Source organism: Mycobacterium arosiense ATCC BAA-1401 = DSM 45069 (assembly GCF_002086125.1).
Lineage (GTDB): Bacteria > Actinomycetota > Actinomycetes > Mycobacteriales > Mycobacteriaceae > Mycobacterium > Mycobacterium arosiense.
In genome coordinates this window covers 1-15,888 of record NZ_MVHG01000043.1, presented here as the reverse complement: position 1 = coordinate 15,888, position 15,888 = coordinate 1, and the positions used below count along the sequence as shown (strand labels likewise).

General features: G+C 69.3%; 14 protein-coding genes. 7 read left to right on the top strand and 7 right to left on the bottom strand.

Going from position 1 to position 15,888, the window contains the following annotated elements; all coding sequences use genetic code 11:
- Positions 1 to 147 precede the first annotated feature (147 nt).
- The 3 genes from guaB to BST14_RS16670 are packed head-to-tail and all read left to right on the top strand — an operon-like array spanning position 148 to position 4,685.
- The gene (guaB, locus tag BST14_RS16680; protein ID WP_083065450.1) at positions 148 to 1,743 is read left to right on the top strand and encodes an IMP dehydrogenase; all 1,596 of its coding nucleotides are present in this window, start codon (positions 148 to 150) and stop codon (positions 1,741 to 1,743) included.
- Between the two features lie 8 nt (positions 1,744 to 1,751).
- Positions 1,752 to 2,879: a GuaB3 family IMP dehydrogenase-related protein gene (locus BST14_RS16675; protein ID WP_083065449.1), complete on the top strand. Its 1,128-nt coding sequence runs from the start codon at positions 1,752 to 1,754 to the stop codon at positions 2,877 to 2,879.
- Between the two features lie 51 nt (positions 2,880 to 2,930).
- Entirely contained in the window at positions 2,931 to 4,685 is a 1,755-nt protein-coding gene (locus BST14_RS16670) for a GMC family oxidoreductase N-terminal domain-containing protein (protein ID WP_083065448.1), read from the top strand.
- Here BST14_RS16670 and BST14_RS16665 read toward each other — a convergent pair.
- On the bottom strand, positions 4,651 to 5,544 hold the full coding sequence (locus BST14_RS16665) for a TauD/TfdA dioxygenase family protein (protein WP_083065447.1): 894 nt from the start codon (positions 5,542 to 5,544) through the stop codon (positions 4,651 to 4,653). The genes BST14_RS16670 and BST14_RS16665 overlap by 35 nt on opposite strands.
- Positions 5,545 to 5,604: 60 nt before the next feature.
- Here BST14_RS16665 and BST14_RS16660 point away from each other — a divergent pair, with 60 nt between their 5' ends.
- Positions 5,605 to 6,180 (top strand): TetR/AcrR family transcriptional regulator, encoded by a 576-nt coding sequence (locus BST14_RS16660; protein WP_142279437.1) that lies wholly within the window; start codon positions 5,605 to 5,607, stop codon positions 6,178 to 6,180.
- Here the strand turns inward: BST14_RS16660 and BST14_RS16655 are convergent.
- Together BST14_RS16655 and BST14_RS16650 are read right to left on the bottom strand one after the other, a co-directional pair.
- Positions 6,174 to 8,552 (bottom strand): glycoside hydrolase family 65 protein, encoded by a 2,379-nt coding sequence (locus BST14_RS16655; RefSeq protein ID WP_083065445.1) that lies wholly within the window; start codon positions 8,550 to 8,552, stop codon positions 6,174 to 6,176. The genes BST14_RS16660 and BST14_RS16655 overlap by 7 nt on opposite strands.
- The gene (locus BST14_RS16650) at positions 8,549 to 9,298 is read right to left on the bottom strand and encodes a beta-phosphoglucomutase family hydrolase (protein WP_083065444.1); all 750 of its coding nucleotides are present in this window, start codon (positions 9,296 to 9,298) and stop codon (positions 8,549 to 8,551) included. Before BST14_RS16650 ends, BST14_RS16655 begins: the two co-directional genes overlap by 4 nt.
- Positions 9,299 to 9,444: 146 nt before the next feature.
- On the opposite strand from BST14_RS16650, the gene guaA reads away from it, so the two are divergent.
- On the top strand, positions 9,445 to 11,037 hold the full coding sequence (gene guaA / locus BST14_RS16645; RefSeq protein WP_438502175.1) for a glutamine-hydrolyzing GMP synthase: 1,593 nt from the start codon (positions 9,445 to 9,447) through the stop codon (positions 11,035 to 11,037).
- Between the two features lie 122 nt (positions 11,038 to 11,159).
- On the opposite strand, the gene BST14_RS16640 is transcribed toward guaA, so the two are convergent.
- Together BST14_RS16640 and BST14_RS16635 are read right to left on the bottom strand one after the other, a co-directional pair.
- Positions 11,160 to 11,513 carry a nuclear transport factor 2 family protein gene (locus tag BST14_RS16640; protein ID WP_083065443.1) on the bottom strand — a complete coding sequence of 118 codons (354 nt, stop codon included), beginning with the start codon at positions 11,511 to 11,513 and terminating at the stop codon, positions 11,160 to 11,162.
- Positions 11,514 to 11,535: 22 nt separating this feature from the next.
- Entirely contained in the window at positions 11,536 to 12,069 is a 534-nt protein-coding gene (locus BST14_RS16635; RefSeq protein WP_083065442.1) for a DinB family protein, read from the bottom strand.
- 224 nt (positions 12,070 to 12,293) lie between these two features.
- Here BST14_RS16635 and imuA' point away from each other — a divergent pair, with 224 nt between their 5' ends.
- Together imuA' and BST14_RS16625 are read left to right on the top strand one after the other, a co-directional pair.
- Positions 12,294 to 12,962 (top strand): DnaE2-dependent mutagenesis accessory factor ImuA', encoded by a 669-nt coding sequence (gene imuA', locus BST14_RS16630; RefSeq protein WP_083065441.1) that lies wholly within the window; start codon positions 12,294 to 12,296, stop codon positions 12,960 to 12,962.
- A 47-nt stretch (positions 12,963 to 13,009) separates the two neighbouring features.
- Positions 13,010 to 14,554, top strand: coding sequence for a DNA polymerase Y family protein (locus BST14_RS16625; protein WP_083065440.1), 1,545 nt, complete (start codon positions 13,010 to 13,012; stop codon positions 14,552 to 14,554).
- A 5-nt stretch (positions 14,555 to 14,559) separates the two neighbouring features.
- Here BST14_RS16625 and BST14_RS16620 read toward each other — a convergent pair whose 3' ends face one another.
- Both BST14_RS16620 and BST14_RS31030 read right to left on the bottom strand, forming a co-directional pair.
- Positions 14,560 to 15,723, bottom strand: a complete 1,164-nt coding sequence (locus tag BST14_RS16620; protein WP_083065439.1) for an alpha-hydroxy-acid oxidizing protein — start codon at positions 15,721 to 15,723, stop codon at positions 14,560 to 14,562.
- Positions 15,724 to 15,762: 39 nt separating this feature from the next.
- Positions 15,763 to 15,888 (bottom strand): hypothetical protein (locus BST14_RS31030; protein ID WP_245845448.1); only part of this gene is annotated, 126 nt, incomplete at its 5' end.

Genomic DNA, 15,888 nt, shown 5'->3' with positions numbered 1-15,888 from the left:
GATAACGCCAGCAGGCAGCCACCCGCCATGCCGGATGGTTCGATCACGCCGTTTGGCGCGCGCGGCGCGCCCGAGCAAGCGGACGACAGGGCCAGGCAAGCCGATAGGATGGGTTTCTCACGCCGCATCGTATGGAGGGCGCAAGAGATGACCCGTGGCATGTCCCACCTGGAGGACAGCTCTGACCTCGTCGGCAGTTCATATGTGCGGGTGGGTGGCCTAGTCGACGACCCGGTGCCCACCGGGGGCGACAATCCGCACAAGGTCGCCATGCTCGGGCTGACGTTCGACGACGTCTTGTTGCTGCCCGCGGCCTCGGACGTGGTGCCCGCCACCGCGGACACTTCCAGCCAGCTGACCAAGAAGATCAGGCTCAAGGTGCCGCTGGTGAGCTCGGCGATGGATACGGTCACCGAGTCGCGGATGGCCATCGCGATGGCCCGGGCCGGCGGCATGGGAGTGCTGCACCGCAACCTGCCGGTCGCCGAGCAGGCCGGGCAGGTCGAGATGGTCAAACGCTCGGAGGCCGGCATGGTCACCGACCCGGTCACCTGCCGTCCGGACAACACCCTGGCCCAGGTCGACGCGATGTGCGCGCGGTTCCGCATCTCCGGCCTGCCGGTGGTCGACGAGTCGGGCGCCCTGGTGGGCATCATCACCAACCGCGACATGCGGTTTGAGGTCGACCAGACCAAAAAGGTGGCCGAGGTGATGACCAAGGCGCCGCTGATCACCGCGCAGGAGGGGGTGTCCGCCGACGCGGCGCTCGGGCTGTTGCGCCGCCACAAGATCGAGAAGCTGCCCATCGTCGACGGTCACGGCCGGCTGACGGGGCTGATCACCGTCAAGGACTTCGTCAAGACCGAACAACACCCGCTGGCCACCAAGGACCGCGATGGCAGGTTGCTGGTGGGGGCGGCCGTCGGGGTCGGCGGCGACGCCTGGGTCCGCGCGATGATGCTGGTCGACGCCGGGGTGGACGTGCTGATCGTGGACACCGCGCACGCGCACAACCGGCTGGTGCTCGACATGGTCGGCAAGCTCAAGGCCGAGGTGGGCGAGAAGGTCGAGGTGATCGGAGGCAACGTCGCCACCCGCGCGGCGGCCACGGCCCTGGTCGCCGCCGGCGCCGACGCGGTGAAGGTGGGCGTGGGACCGGGATCGATCTGCACCACCCGGGTGGTGGCCGGCGTCGGCGCACCACAGATCACGGCGATCCTGGAGGCGGTCGCGGCCTGCGGCCCGGCGGGCGTGCCGGTGATCGCCGACGGCGGCCTGCAGTACTCCGGCGACATCGCCAAGGCGCTGGCCGCCGGCGCGTCGACGGCCATGCTGGGCTCGTTGCTGGCCGGCACCGCCGAGGCCCCCGGCGAGTTGATCTTCGTCAATGGCAAGCAGTTCAAGAGCTACCGCGGGATGGGGTCGCTGGGCGCCATGGCCGGCCGCGGGTCGGGCGGCGGGAAGTCGTACTCCAAGGACCGCTACTTCGCCGACGACGCTTTGAGCGAAGACAAACTCGTGCCGGAGGGCATCGAGGGCCGGGTGCCCTTCCGCGGCCCGCTGTCCTCGGTGATCCACCAGCTGACGGGCGGCCTGCGCGCCGCGATGGGCTACACCGGCTCGCCGAGCATCGAGGCGCTGCAACAGGCGCAGTTCGTCCGGATCACGGCGGCCGGGCTGCGAGAGAGCCACCCGCACGACGTCGCCATGACGGTCGAAGCCCCCAACTACTACGCGCGCTGAGGCCGAAGATGGTCGAGATCGGGATGGGCCGCGTCGCCCGTCGCAGCTATGAACTGAGCGAAGTCAGCATCGTGGCCTCCAGGCGCACCCGGTCGTCGCAGGACGTGTCGACGGCCTGGCAGCTGGACGCCTACCGGTTCGAGATCCCGGTGCTGGCGCATCCGACCGACGCGCTGGTGTCGCCGGAGTTCGCGATCGAGCTGGGCCGCCTCGGCGGCCTGGGCGTGCTCAACGGCGAGGGACTGATCGGTCGGCACGCCGACGTCGAGGCCAAGATCGCCCAGCTGGTCGAGGCGGCCAGCAAGGAGCCCGAGCCCTCGGCGGCCATCCGGTTGCTGCAGGAATTCCACGCCGCGCCGCTGGACCCGGACCTGCTGGGCTCCGCGGTCGCCCGGATCCGGGAGGCCGGGGTCACCACCGCCGTGCGGGTCAGCCCGCAGAACGCCCAGGCGCTGACCCCGGTGCTGGTGGCCGCGGGCATCGACCTGCTGGTCATCCAGGGCACCATCGTCTCGGCCGAGCGGGTGGCCAACGACGGGGAACCGCTGAACCTCAAGACCTTCATCTCCGAGCTCGACGTGCCGGTGGTCGCCGGCGGCGTGCAGGACCACCGCACCGCGCTGCACCTGATGCGCACCGGCGCCGCCGGCGTCATCGTCGGCTACGGCGCCACCAGGGGAGTGACCACCAGCGACGAGGTGCTGGGCATCAGCGTGCCGATGGCCACCGCGATCGCCGACGCCGCCGCCGCGCGGCGCGAATACCTCGACGAGACCGGCGGTCGCTACGTGCACGTGCTGGCCGACGGCGACATCCACACCTCCGGTGATCTGGCGAAGGCCATCGCCTGCGGAGCCGACGCGGTGGTGCTGGGCACGCCGCTCGCCGAGGCGGCCGAGGCGCTGGGCGAGGGCTGGTTCTGGCCGGCCGCCGCGGCGCACCCGTCGTTGCCGCGCGGCGCCCTGCTGCAGATCGCCGTCGGTGAACGCCCGCCGCTGCAGCGGGTGCTGAGCGGGCCGTCCGACGATCCGTTCGGCAGCCTCAACCTGGTCGGCGGCCTGCGCCGGTCGATGGCCAAGGCCGGCTATTGCGACCTCAAGGAGTTCCAGAAGGTCGGCCTGACCGTCGGTAGCTAGCCTCACGAGGGCCGTTGGCTTGTTACCCGCGGGTAAGGCCATACTGGTGCGATGAAGCCGGATTACGACGTCCTGATCATCGGTTCGGGTTTCGGGGGCAGCGTCAGCGCGTTGCGGCTGACCGAGAAGAACTACCGCGTCGGTGTACTGGAGGCCGGACGCCGGTACGCCGATGAGGATTTCGCCGAGACGTCCTGGGATCTGCGTAAGTTTTTGTGGGCGCCGGGGCTGGGCTGCTACGGCATCCAGCGGATCCACCCACTCAAGAACGTGCTGATCCTGGCCGGCGCCGGCGTGGGCGGCGGTTCGCTGAACTACGCCAACACCCTGTACGTGCCGCCCGAGCCGTTCTTCAAAGACCAGCAGTGGTCGCACATCACCGACTGGCGCGACGAGCTGATGCCGCACTACGACCAGGCGCGCCGGATGCTGGGCGTGGTGGAGAACCCGACGTTCACCGACGCGGACCGCATCGTCAAAGAGGTCGCCGACGAGATGGGCTGCGGGGACACGTTCGTGCCGACCCCGGTCGGGGTGTTCTTCGGTCCCGACGGCACCAAGGCCCCGGGCAAGACGGTGCCGGACCCGTACTTCGGCGGCGTCGGACCGGAGCGCACCGGCTGCCTGGAGTGCGGAGCCTGCATGACCGGCTGTCGCTACGGCGCCAAGAACACCCTGCTGAAGAACTATCTCGCGCTCGCGGAATCGTCTGGCGCACAAGTGATTCCGATGACCACCGTGAAGCGCTTCGAACAGCGTCCCGACGGCCTGTGGGAGGTTCGCACGGTACGCACCGGCAGTTGGCTGCGCCGCGACCGGCGCACCTACACCGCCAAGCACGTGGTCCTGGCCGCGGGGACGTGGGGGACCCAGCACCTGTTGTTCAAGATGCGCGACGAGGGCCGGCTGCCCCGGCTGTCGAAGCGGTTGGGGGTGCTGACCCGCACCAACTCCGAGTCCATCGTCGGCGCCGGCAAGCTCGAGCTCGACCCGGGCCTCGATCTGACGCACGGGGTGGCGATCACGTCGTCGATCCACCCGACCTCGGACACGCACATCGAGCCGGTCCGCTACGGCAAGGGCTCCAACGCCATGGGGTTGCTGCAGACGTTGATGACCGACGGCCACGGCCCGGAAGGCACCGACGTGCCGCGCTGGAGGCAGCTGTTGAACCAGGCCCGGGAGGATCCGCGCCGCATGATGCGCTTGCTCAACGTGCATCAGTGGAGCGAGCGCACGCTGATCGCGCTGGTGATGCAGCACCTGGACAACTCGATCACCACCTACACCAAGCGCGGCAAGCTGGGCATCCGTTGGTACACCAGCAAGCAGGGCCACGGCGAGCCCAACCCGACCTGGATCCCGGTGGGCAACAGGGTCACCCGCCGCATCGCGGACAAGATCGACGGCGTGGCCGGGGGCACCTGGGGCGAGCTGTTCAACATCCCGCTGACCGCGCACTTCCTCGGCGGCGCGGTGATCGGCGACAATGCCGAGCGCGGGGTCATCGACCCGTACCACCGGGTCTACGGCTACCCGACGCTGTTCGTGGTGGATGGCGCGGCCATCTCGGCGAACCTGGGCGTCAACCCCTCGTTGTCCATCACCGCCCAGGCCGAGCGGGCCGCCTCGTTGTGGCCGAACAACGGCGAGGACGACCAGCGCCCGTCGCAGGGCGAGCCGTATCGGCGGCTGGAGCCGATCGCGCCGAAGGCGCCCGCGGTGCCGGCCGACGCGCCGGGTGCGCTGCGCTGGCTGCCGATCGATCCGGTCAGCTCGCCAGCACCTCGAGCGGCGCGCCGCTGACCACCCGGCTGCGCTCCCCGCGCACGTTGACCGGCACGTCGCCCATCAGGGTGACGCGGTGCATCAGCCGGGGCTGGTCGTCATAGTCGTCGATCGCCCGGTGCTGCGTGGCGCGGTTGTCCCACATGGCGACGTCGCCGAGCGCCCAGTTCCAGCGAATGGTGTTCTCCGGCACGGTGATTCGCCGCTGCAGCAGTTCCAGTAGGGCGGTTGACTCGTGGCTGTCCAGGCCGACGAAGCCGCGCACGAAATCACCGGCCAGCAGGGCGCGTTCGCCGGTCTCGGGGTGCACCCGCACCACGGGATGCTCGGTGCGGAAGTCCGGCTTTTCGAACGCCTGCCGAAACGCCCGCTGGCCCTCGCTCAGCGCTTCGGCGCTCACGTAGTCGTGGCGGTTGGTGTGCAGCGCCCAGAGATTTTCCACCAGGTGCTTGAGCGGCTCGGGCAGCTGCTGATAGGCCGCCACGGTCGAGGCCCACAGCGTCGAGCCGCCGTAGGTCGGCAGCTTGACCGCACGCAGGATCGACGCCGACGGATAGTTGGCGGCGAACGTCACGTCGGTGTGCCAGCGGTTCGCCTTGCCGTACTCGGAGTCGATCGGGGTGATCACCGGGAGGTGCTTGGCGGCCAGGGCCGAAGCGGCCGGGTGGCCGATCGGCGTGCCCAGCAGACCGGCGAACGCGAGCTGCTCGGAGTCGTCGAGGTGGTGCTGGTGGCGGAAGAAGATCACCTTGTGGGCCAACAGTGCCCGGTGGATCGTCTCGACCGCGTCCTGGTCGAGGTCGCCGCCGAGGCGAACCCCGTCCACCCGGGCGCCGATCCGACTGCCCAGCTTGGTGACGGTGATCTGACCTGTCATTTCCGTGTTCCTTCGTCAAAACGGGCGTAGTCGACTGACTACAGTTGGTAGTGTAGTCATGTGACTACAAAATCCGCAACAGGCCGCCGGAAAGCGCCCACCGGGCGCGCGGAGGTGGCCGCGGCGATCCTTGAAGCCGCCACCGACCTGTTCGCCGAGCGCGGTCCGGCCGCGACGTCCATCCGCGATATCGCCGCACGCTCCAACGTCAACCACGGACTGGTGTTCCGCCACTTCGGCACCAAGGAGCAATTGGTCGGCGCTGTGCTCGATCACCTGGGCGCCAACCTGAGCGCCCTGCTCGGCACCGACGCGCCCGCGGCGGTGCTGGAGGGTTCCCTGGATCGGCAGATGCGGGTGATGGCGCGCACCGTGCTCGACGGCTACCCGGCCGGCCGGCTACAGCAACGCTTTCCCAACATCGCGACGCTGCTCGACGGCGTGCTGCCCCTTTACGACGACGAGGTCAAGGCCCGGCTCGCTGTCGCCAATGCCCTTGCCCTGCAATTCGGTTGGCGGCTGTTCGCGCCGATCCTTCGCGCCGCCACCGGGATCGAAGACCTGACCGACGACGAGATACGCGAGTCGGCCGGCGCCGAGGTGCAACGGATCCTGGCGCCCGCCGACCCTCAATGATCCAGAACGGATTCCGCGATCAAGGCTCGGCGGTGCAGCGGTTCGCGCCCCGGCGGTTGGCGCGGTGGCGACAGTAGAGGTTTGCGCGGACGCAGCTCGACGGTCGTCGCGGATTCGGTGCTCAGCTCGATGTCCTCGCCGGCGTGCCGGATGGTCAGCTCGCCGCCGGGCCCGTCACGCAGCGTGTAGGTGACAACGGCGTGGTTGACATCGACCGTGACCCGGAAATCTCGCCAGCGCAGCCGGAACCGTAGCCGCGAAATGCCATCGGGCAGTTGAGGATCCAGCGACAGGATGCCCTCGTCGTCGCGCAGGCCGCCAAAGCCGGACACCAGCGCCGTCCACGCGCCGGCCAACGAGGCCATGTGCAGGCCGTCGCGGGTGTTGTGGTGCAGATCGCGCAGGTCGATCAGGGCGGCCTCGTAGGCGTAGTCGTGTGCCAATTCCAGATGCCCGACCTCGGCGCACATCACCGCCTGGGTGCACGCCGACAGCGACGAGTCGCGCACCATGCGCCGCTCGTAGTAGTCGACGTTGCGCGCCTTCTGCTCCGGCGTGAAGGCGTGGCTCTGCCAATGCATCGCCAGCACCAGGTCGGCCTGCTTGATCACCTGCGCGGGGTACAGGCGCACGTACGGGTCGTGCAGCAACAAAGGGTAGGCGTGGTTTTCCTTGAAGTCCCACTCCGCAAAGGTGGTGAATCCTTCGCACTGCTGATGGACGCCCAGCCCGTCGTCGTAGGGAATGTTGGCGGCGGCGGCCGCATCGCGCCACGCCGCCGTCTCCTCGTGGGTGACCCCCAGCGCCTTGGCCGCGTCGGGGTGGCGGTTGCAGGCGTCGGCGGCGACGCGCAGATTGTGCGCGGCCATCAGGTTGGTGAAGACGTTGTCGCGCACGACCGCCGTGTACTCGTCGGGGCCGGTGACGCCGTCGAGGTGCCAGACACCGTGCCGGTCGTGATGGCCGAGTGAGAGCCACAGCCGGGCGGTCTCGACCAGCACCTCCAGCCCGCAATCGGCTTCCAGGTCGTCGTCCCCGGTGACGATGCGGTAGCGCTCGAAGGCCATCGCGATGTCGGCGTTGATGTGGAAGGCCGCGGTGCCGGCCGGCCAGTAGGCCGAGCATTCTTGCCCGCGGATGGTCCGCCAGGGGAACGCAGCCCCCCGCAATCCCAGTTCCGCCGCCCGCTCCCGGGCCAGGTCCAGGGTGGAGGCCCGCCAGCGCAGCGCGTCGGCGACCGCGTGCGGCGCGGTGTAGGTCAGCACCGGCAACACATACCCCTCGGTGTCCCAAAAGGCGTGGCCGTCGTAGCCGGTACCGGTCAACCCCTTGGCGGCGATCGCGCGGCGTTCGGCGCGGGCGCTGGCCTGCAGCAGGTGGAAGAGCCCGAATCGCACGGCCTGCTGGGATTCCGGGTCGCCCTCGACCTCGACGTCGGCGCAATCCCAGAAGTTATCAAGGTATTTGTGCTGGGAATCCAGCAGCCCCTGCCACCCGCTGTAGCGGCCACTGTGCAGCGCCGCGGCCACCTGGTCGCGCAGCGCGGGACGCGAGCGCATGCTCGACCAGCCGTACGCCACGTATTTGACGATGCGCAGCTTCTGTCCCGCGCGCAGACCGCAGATCACCGTGGTCCGGGCCAGATCGGCACGCGCGTCGGTGCTGACCTCGACGCGTCCGGGAACGTCGACCTCGTGGTCCATGCCGGCGGCCATCATCAGCGCGCTGTTGCGCGTCCGGTGCATGAGAACCGCTCCGGTGTCGGTGTATTCGTGCTCGACCTCTTCGAGCGGGCTCTCCAGGATGGCCGAAACCCGCGGGTCGCCGGAGGTTTCCGGCTGGTCCTCGTTGGTGACCAGTTCGGACTGCACCGTCACCCGGACGAACTCGTCGACGGCTTCCACGCAGTACTCGATGGCGGCGAGGCCGCGCTGGGCCAGTGACACCAGCCGGGTGGACACCACCTTGACCTGCTTGCCGGCGGGCGAGCACCAGAGCGCACTGCGGGTCATCGTTCCGGCGCGCAGGTCCAGCACCCGTTCGTGGGAAATCAATTCGCCATAGCGGACATCGAACGGCTCGTCCTCGACCAGCAGCCGGATGATCTTGCCGTTGGTGACGTCGATGAGCGTCTGGCCGGCTTCCGGGTAGCCGTAGCCAGCCTCGGCGTAGGGCAGCGGCCGCTTCTCGTAAAAGGAGTTCAGGTAGGTGCCGGGCAGGCCGTACGGCTCGCCCTCGTCGAGGTTGCCGCGCAGCCCGATGTGCCCGTTGGACAGGGTGAACAGGGATTCGGATTGTGCCAGCAGGTTCAGGTCGAGCCGGGTTTCGCGGACGTGCCAGGGCTCAACGGGGAAGGCTTCGTCGGTGATCATGAGCCCAGTAGCTCGGCGAGGTCGGTGACCACCACGTCGGCGCCGTGACGGCGCAAGTCCTCGGCCTGGCCCACTCGATCGACGCCCACCACAAACCCGAAGTTACCGGCCCGGCCGGCGGCCACGCCGGACAATGCGTCTTCGAACACCGCCGCCGCTGCGGCGTCGACGTCGAGCAGCTGCGCTCCGCGAAGGTACGAGTCGGGGGCGGGCTTGCCGGCGATGTGTTCGTCGCGCAGGGTGATGCCGTCCACCCTCTTCTGCACGAACCGGTCCAGGCCGGTGACCTCCAGGACGTCGCGGGTGTTAGCGCTCGACGACACCACGGCGATTCCCAGCCCCGCGGCCGACACCGCCTCGAGATAGCGGCGGGACCCGTCGAACACCTTGACGCCGTCCTCCTTCAGAACCTTCTGAAACATGTCGTTCTTTCGGTTGCCCAGGCCGTAGATCGTCTCGGCGTCTCCCGCGTCGTCCGGGCTGCCGTCGGGCAGGTGAATGTTGCGGCTCTCCAAGAACGAGCGGACGCCGTCCTCGCGCTTCTTGCCGTCGACGTATTCGCGGTAATCGGCCGCCTCGTCGAAGGGGACGAATTTGTCACCGGTGCGGTTGGCCCGATCCTTCAGATAGGCGTCGAACATGGCCTTCCAGGCTTTGGTGTGCACACTGGCGGTGTCGGTGAGCACGCCGTCGAGGTCGAACAGGCAGGCACGCACTTTCTCTGGCAGACCCAGCGCTGAGCTCACCGGCGGTCCTCTCTGGTGTCGGGGGCTGGTTAATCGATACCCACTCCACCATGCCCGCCACGCGTGTCGCCAGCCGTCCGGGGAGTCGGACGATGACCACTAGACTCGCGTGCGTGGCCGACCCCACTGAAAGCCCTGAACTCGAGATCTCCGAGGTGTCCGGAGCGCCGGCTCGACCGGTGCTGGTCGTGGACTTCGGCGCGCAGTACGCGCAGTTGATCGCCCGTCGCGTCCGCGAGGCGCGGGTGTTCTCCGAGGTCATCCCGCACACCGCCACGGTCGAGGACATCAAGGCCCGCGACCCGCTGGCGCTGGTGCTCTCCGGCGGGCCGTCCAGTGTCTACGCCGACGGCGCACCCCAGATCGACCCGGCCCTGTTCGATCTCGGGGTGCCGGTGTTCGGCATCTGTTATGGGTTTCAGGCGATGGCGCAGGCGCTGGGCGGCACCGTCGCCCACACCGGCACCAGCGAATACGGTCGTACCGAACTGAAAGTCCTTGGCGGCGAACTGCATTCGGGGCTACCGAATGTGCAGCCCGTGTGGATGAGCCACGGTGACGCGGTCACCGCCGCACCGGACGGGTTCGAGGTGGTGGCCAGCAGCTCGGGCGCTTCGGTGGCCGGCTTCGAAAACCGGGCCCGCCGCCTGGCCGGCGTGCAGTACCACCCGGAGGTCATGCACAGCCCGCACGGGCAGCAGGTGCTCAGCCGATTCCTGCACGACTTCGCCGGGGTCGGCGCGGACTGGACGGCCGCCAACATCGCCGAGGTGCTGATCGAGCAGGTGCGCGTACAGATCGGTGACGGCCGGGCGATCTGCGGGCTGTCGGGCGGGGTGGATTCCGCGGTGGCCGCCGCGCTGGTGCAGCGTGCCATCGGTGACCGGTTGACCTGTGTCTTCGTCGACCACGGCCTGCTGCGCGCCGGCGAGCGCGCGCAGGTGCAGCGCGATTTCGTCGCCGCCACCGGAGCCAACCTGGTCACCGTCGACGCGGCCGACACCTTCCTCGACGCGCTGGCGGGGGTGACCAATCCCGAAGGCAAGCGCAAGATCATCGGCCGCCAGTTCATCCGGGCCTTCGAGGGTGCGGTACGGGACATCGTGGGGGACCGGGGGGACCTCCCGCTTGCGGGGGACGGGTCTGGGGTCGAGTTCCTGGTGCAGGGCACGCTGTATCCGGACGTGGTGGAATCGGGCGGCGGCACCGGCACCGCGAACATCAAGAGCCACCACAACGTCGGCGGCCTGCCGGGGGACCTGAAGTTCAAACTCGTGGAGCCGCTGCGGCTGCTGTTCAAGGACGAGGTCCGTGCGGTCGGCCGCGAGCTGGGCCTTCCGGAGCAAATCGTTGCGCGCCAACCCTTTCCGGGTCCGGGTCTGGGGATCCGGATCGTCGGCGAGGTCACCGCTGCCCGGTTGGACACGCTGCGGCGTGCGGACTCGATCGCCCGCGAGGAACTCACCGCGGCCGGCCTGGACACGCTGATCTGGCAGTGCCCGGTGGTGCTGCTCGGCGAGGTGCGTTCGGTCGGCGTACAGGGCGATGGCCGCACCTACGGACACCCGATCGTGCTGCGCCCGGTGTCCAGTGAGGACGCCATGACCGCCGACTGGACGCGGGTTCCCTACGAGGTGCTGGAGCGCATCTCGACCCGGATCACCAACGAGGTGGCCGAGGTCAACCGCGTGGTGCTGGACATCACCAGCAAACCCCCCGGCACCATAGAGTGGGAGTAGCTGCGGGCTCTGTCCGCTGCGGGCTTCGTCGAAATTGCCGTCACGGCGTGGTCGCCAAAGAGCACCATCAGCCACACTGCACCGATCGCATAAAGCCGCCTCTTGCCTTGCTTGATGGAGGGTTAAGGATCTGGTGTCTGTTGGTGGAACGCCATCCTCCAGTCATCGTCACGACGAACCCAGGTGCTGGTCAACCACGCCGTATAAGGTTGCCCCTCGGACCGGGAGGCAGTCACGTGGTACGTGAGCATGACACCGTCGGGCGTTAGCTCCACCGCGTGAGGATCTTCGATGCGATAGTTGGCCCACGGCTCGCTATCCACGCTCGCCAGAAACGTCGCCCGATCAATGAGTATCCCGGGCACGACGATCAGGACATCATCTGTGAGCATCTCACGGTAGAACTCGGCGCCACGCTGCTCGCATAATGCCCGCCACCCGCTATTTTCCAGCTCCCACAACCGTGACTGGTCCATTTGGTTATCCCCTGAACACAACTCACCGACTCGGGTCCACCGCGATGCTACGCCGCAGCGCTTCGCGCAGGTACAAATCGCGCAGCAGTGCGATTTCGGCGCCGTGGTGGATGACCTCCCGGTTGATGTGCAGCACGAGGGCGGCGAGCGGGTAGTCGGCGAAGGGCCCCTCAGCCGGACCGCACGGCCGGTTCAGCCCGGTCGCAGATAACTTGCGCACGCCACCTGACCACGACTCGTAGGCCTGGTCGAGCTGGCCCAGCGCCTCGTCCGCGCTGCCCGCGTAGCGGAAGGTGTCGTAGGACATGGCCGGGCCGCCGAAGTGCGAGGCGGCGCGCATGCCCAACACGCCGACAATTACGTGCGCCAGCCGCCAGGCGATTGTGGTGACCGGTTCCGGTTCCGGTGTCTGGAAGGCGAAGTCGATGGTGAACGGGCCCGTTCCAGGGCCGCCGTCGGCCCTCGGCCGCACGTTCCAGCAATCCGGTACCGGCTCCCAGATGCGCGGCGAGTTGGGTGGCCCAGTCGAGGTCCATGCCCCGACCCTACGACCCATTTGCGGTCTCCATGAATGACGCTCATAGCCGTCGTGATATGCGGTCACGCCCCCGAGCGCAGATTCGGCCGAGTAACCGAAACGAATTCCTGACGAAGCACCAGCAACACCTACACCGAACGTATCAGCCGCCTCTTGCGTTTCTTGACGGTTGTCGGAGAGCGGGTGTTTACTCCGAGTAGATCGAACATACTTTCGAAAAAGTGCGGATTGGGAGGCTGGTCATGACTGCGGCTCTCGCCTCCGATCACCCCCAGGAAAACCACGCTGAGCAGCTCGAATCGCTTCGCAGGCGGATGGCGGAAATGTCGGGCCGCGCCGTCGCACGCGCCGACGATCTGCTGCCGGACTCGGAATCCCAGCTGGCCCTCCCGCCGTGGCTGGCCGACCTGCTGCCCGCGCCGGTGCCGCGGGGGACAGTGGCGGTGTTCTCGGGTGCCCGGTCGCTGTTGCTGAGCGTGGTGGCCGCCGTCACGGCGGCCGGGGGCAACGCCGCCATCGTGGGCCAGCCGGACATCGGGTTGCTGGCCGCCGCGGAGATGGGGGCGGATCTGAGCCGGCTCGCCGTAATACCGGATCCGGGAACCGATCCGGTGGAGGTGGCCGCGGTGCTCGTCGACGGCATGGACCTGGTGGTCCTGGGGCTGGGCGGGTGCCGGGTGCCGCCGCCCCGGGCGCGGGCGGTGGTGGCCCGCGCCCGGAACAAGGGCTGCACCCTGCTGGTCACCGGCGGTGATTGGCAAGGGGCGCCGACGCGCCTTGCCGCCCGGGTCTGTGGGTATGAGATCACCGCCGAGGGCCGTCCGGGATTCGGCCGGATCGGCCGGGTGCGGCTGCAGGTCAGCGGGACGTGTGCGGGACGCCGGGTGACCACCCCGGCCCGAGCCGGGTAAGTACCGTGGAAACCCCTTCTGGTTCAAGGGTTTTGGCGATCTGGTGCATGGATTGGCCCGCGGTCGCGGCGGCGACGGCCGCGGGTCTGTCCGCGACCGCCCCGATCGCGGTCACGCTGGCCAACCGGGTGATCGCCTGCTCGCCGGCCGCCCGTGCCGCGGGAGTGCGGCGGGGGCTGCGGCGCCGGGAGGCGGCGGCCCGCTGTCCGCAACTGCACGTCACCGCCGCCGACGCGGACCGCGACGCCCGCTTCTTCGAAGCGGTGATTGCGGCGGTGGACGACCTGGGGCCCCGCGCCGAGGTGCTGCGGCCCGGCCTCCTGGTGTTGCCGGTGCGCGGGGCGGCCCGCTATTTCGGGTCCGAGGCCACCGCCGCCGAACGCCTGATCGATGCGGTGGCCGCCGCCGGCGCCGAGTGTCAGGCCGGGATCGCCGACCGGTTGTCCACCGCGGTCCTGGCGGCCCGGGCGGGCCGGATCGTCGAGCCGGGCGGCGACGCGAAATTCTTGTCGGTGCTGTCCATCCGCCAACTTGCCACCGAACCGAGCCTGTCCGGTGCCGGCCGCGAAGAACTGACGGACCTGTTGTGGCGGATGGGAATTCGCACCATCGGGCAGTTCGCCGCGCTGTCGCGCAGCGACGTGGCCTCCAGGTTCGGCGCCGACGGGGTGACCGCGCACCGGTGGGCCCGCGGCGAGCCCGAACGGCCGCCCTCCGGGCGGGAGCCGCCCGCCGAACTCGAGGCGGTGCTGGACTGCGATCCGCCGATCGACCGGGTCGATGCCGCGGCGTTCGCCGGGCGCTCGCTGGCCGGCAGGCTGCATCAGGCGCTGATGGACGCCGGCGTGGGATGCACCCGGCTGGCCATCCACGCCGTCACCGCCAACGGCGAAGAGCTGCACCGGGTGTGGCGGTGCGCCGAGCCGCTGACCGAGGACGCCACCGCCGATCGGGTGCGCTGGCAGCTCGACGGGTGGTTGAGCAGCCGCACCGCGCGCACTCCCCGCCCCTCCGCCGCGGTGACGCTGTTGCGGCTGGCCGCGGTGGAGGTGGTCTCGGCCGAGGCGCTGCAGTTGCCGCTCTGGGGCGGCCTGGGTGAAGAGGACAGGCTGCGGGCCCGCCGGGCGCTGGTGCGGGTGCAGGGCCTGCTCGGCCCGGAGGCGGTGCGGGTGCCGGTGCTGTCCGGCGGGCGCGGCCCGGCCGAGCGCATCACGCTGATCCCGCTGGGCGACGAGCCGGTGCCGCGGGCCGATCCCGATCTGCCGTGGCCCGGCCGGCTGCCCGAGCCGTCGCCGGCGGTGCTGCTGGACGACCCAGTGGAACTACTTGACGCCCAAGGGAATCCGATACGGGTGACCATCCGGGGGTTGTTCTCCGCCGACCCCGAACGCATCGTTGCCCATGGCCGGGACGAGCGGCTGTGCTGGTGGTCCGGGCCCTGGCCGGTCGACGAGCGGTGGTGGGATGACCGGCCGGTGGCCGGTCAAGGGGGCGGTCGCACCGCCCGCGCCCAGGTGTTGCTGGAGAGCGAGCGTGCGCTGCTGCTGTGCTATCGCCAGCGGCGCTGGTACGTGGAGGGGAGTTACGAATAGCCTTGTTACTGAGCGTATTCGACGCGCCGCAACGCGTCGGGGGTGAGGTCCTTGAGCGAGGGATACCCGTCAACGGCCATGATCAGGTCCGCTTCGGCCAGCAGCGACCGCAGGACGTGCACGATACCGTCGACACCACCGACGGCCAGCCCGTAGGCGTACGGGCGGCCGATCCCCACGGCGGTCGCACCCAGGGCGAGCGCCGTGATGATGTCGGCGCCGCCGCGCACCCCCGAGTCGAACAGCACCGGCATCCCGTCGGCGGCCTCGACCACCTCCGGCAGGCAATCCAGGCAGGGCAGCCGGCCGTTGGCTTGCCGTCCGCCATGGTTGGAGCAGTAAATGCCGTCCACGCCAATGTCTTTGGCGCGGCGTACGTCGTCGGGATGGCAGATGCCCTTGACCATCAGCGGCAGGCTGGTCTCGGACCGCAGCCACTCCAGGTCCGTCCACCGGAACGGCCCACCGAAGATCGGCAGCTTGCGCACCGCCGCCTCGGTGGCGTCTTCGCCCCGGCTCAGGGTGGCGCGAAACACCGGGTCGCTGGTGTAGTTGGCCAGGCACCCGCTGGGCACCTGCGGGTAGTTCCCGCCGCTCAGGTCGCGGGGGCGCCAGCCGGTGACCCAGGTGTCCAGGGTGACGGCGATGCCCTTGAAGCCGGCCGCCTCGGCCCGGTGCACCAGGCTGGCGGCCATTTTGCGGTTCGGGGGCGTGTACAGCTGGAAAAACGCCGGGGTGTCACCGAGCTCGGCGGCGAGGTTTTCCATCGGGTCGGCCGACAGTGTGCCCACGAAAAACGGCACGCCGGTGCGGACCGAGGCGCGCGCACAGAGCATGTCGCCGTGCCCGTCGGGGTCGCACACCCCGATGACGCCGATGGGCGCCATGAAGATGGGAGACGGAAAACTGATGCCGAACAACTCGACGGACATGTCGCGCTGCTCCGGGGCGATCCCCATGCGCGGATACAGGCCCCACCGCTTGAAGGCCGCGCAGTTGGCGCGCTGGGTGTGCTCGTCACCGGCGCCGCCGGCCACATAGCCCAGGACCTTCGGCGCCATCGCCGCCGAGGCCTTTTCCTCCAGCTCCTCGAACCTGATCGGATACTGCGGCTGATTGCCGTGCAGCGACTGGTCGTACAGCTCGTTTTGATATTCGGCGAAAGCCATAGCGGGGCTTTACCCCGCGCTTCGCCCACCAAACGGGGGTCAGTACCGCCCGAAGGCGATGGCCACGTTGTGTCCGCCGAAGCCGAATGAGTTGTTGATGGCGTACTCGTAGTTGCCGGGGCGGGGTTTGCCGGCCACGACGTCCAGGTCGATCTCGGGGTCGAG

Coding starts and splice junctions, on each gene's coding strand:
- guaB (WP_083065450.1), top strand. CDS start 148: ATGACCCGTGGCATGTCCCACCTGGAGGACAGCTCTGACCTCGTCGGC.
- BST14_RS16625 (WP_083065440.1), top strand. CDS start 13,010: ATGGATTGGCCCGCGGTCGCGGCGGCGACGGCCGCGGGTCTGTCCGCG.
- BST14_RS16635 (WP_083065442.1), bottom strand. CDS start 12,069: ATGGGTCGTAGGGTCGGGGCATGGACCTCGACTGGGCCACCCAACTCG.
- BST14_RS16640 (WP_083065443.1), bottom strand. CDS start 11,513: ATGGACCAGTCACGGTTGTGGGAGCTGGAAAATAGCGGGTGGCGGGCA.
- BST14_RS16670 (WP_083065448.1), top strand. CDS start 2,931: ATGAAGCCGGATTACGACGTCCTGATCATCGGTTCGGGTTTCGGGGGC.
- BST14_RS16620 (WP_083065439.1), bottom strand. CDS start 15,723: ATGGCTTTCGCCGAATATCAAAACGAGCTGTACGACCAGTCGCTGCAC.
- imuA' (WP_083065441.1), top strand. CDS start 12,294: ATGACTGCGGCTCTCGCCTCCGATCACCCCCAGGAAAACCACGCTGAG.
- BST14_RS16665 (WP_083065447.1), bottom strand. CDS start 5,544: ATGACAGGTCAGATCACCGTCACCAAGCTGGGCAGTCGGATCGGCGCC.
- BST14_RS16675 (WP_083065449.1), top strand. CDS start 1,752: ATGGTCGAGATCGGGATGGGCCGCGTCGCCCGTCGCAGCTATGAACTG.
- BST14_RS16655 (WP_083065445.1), bottom strand. CDS start 8,552: ATGATCACCGACGAAGCCTTCCCCGTTGAGCCCTGGCACGTCCGCGAA.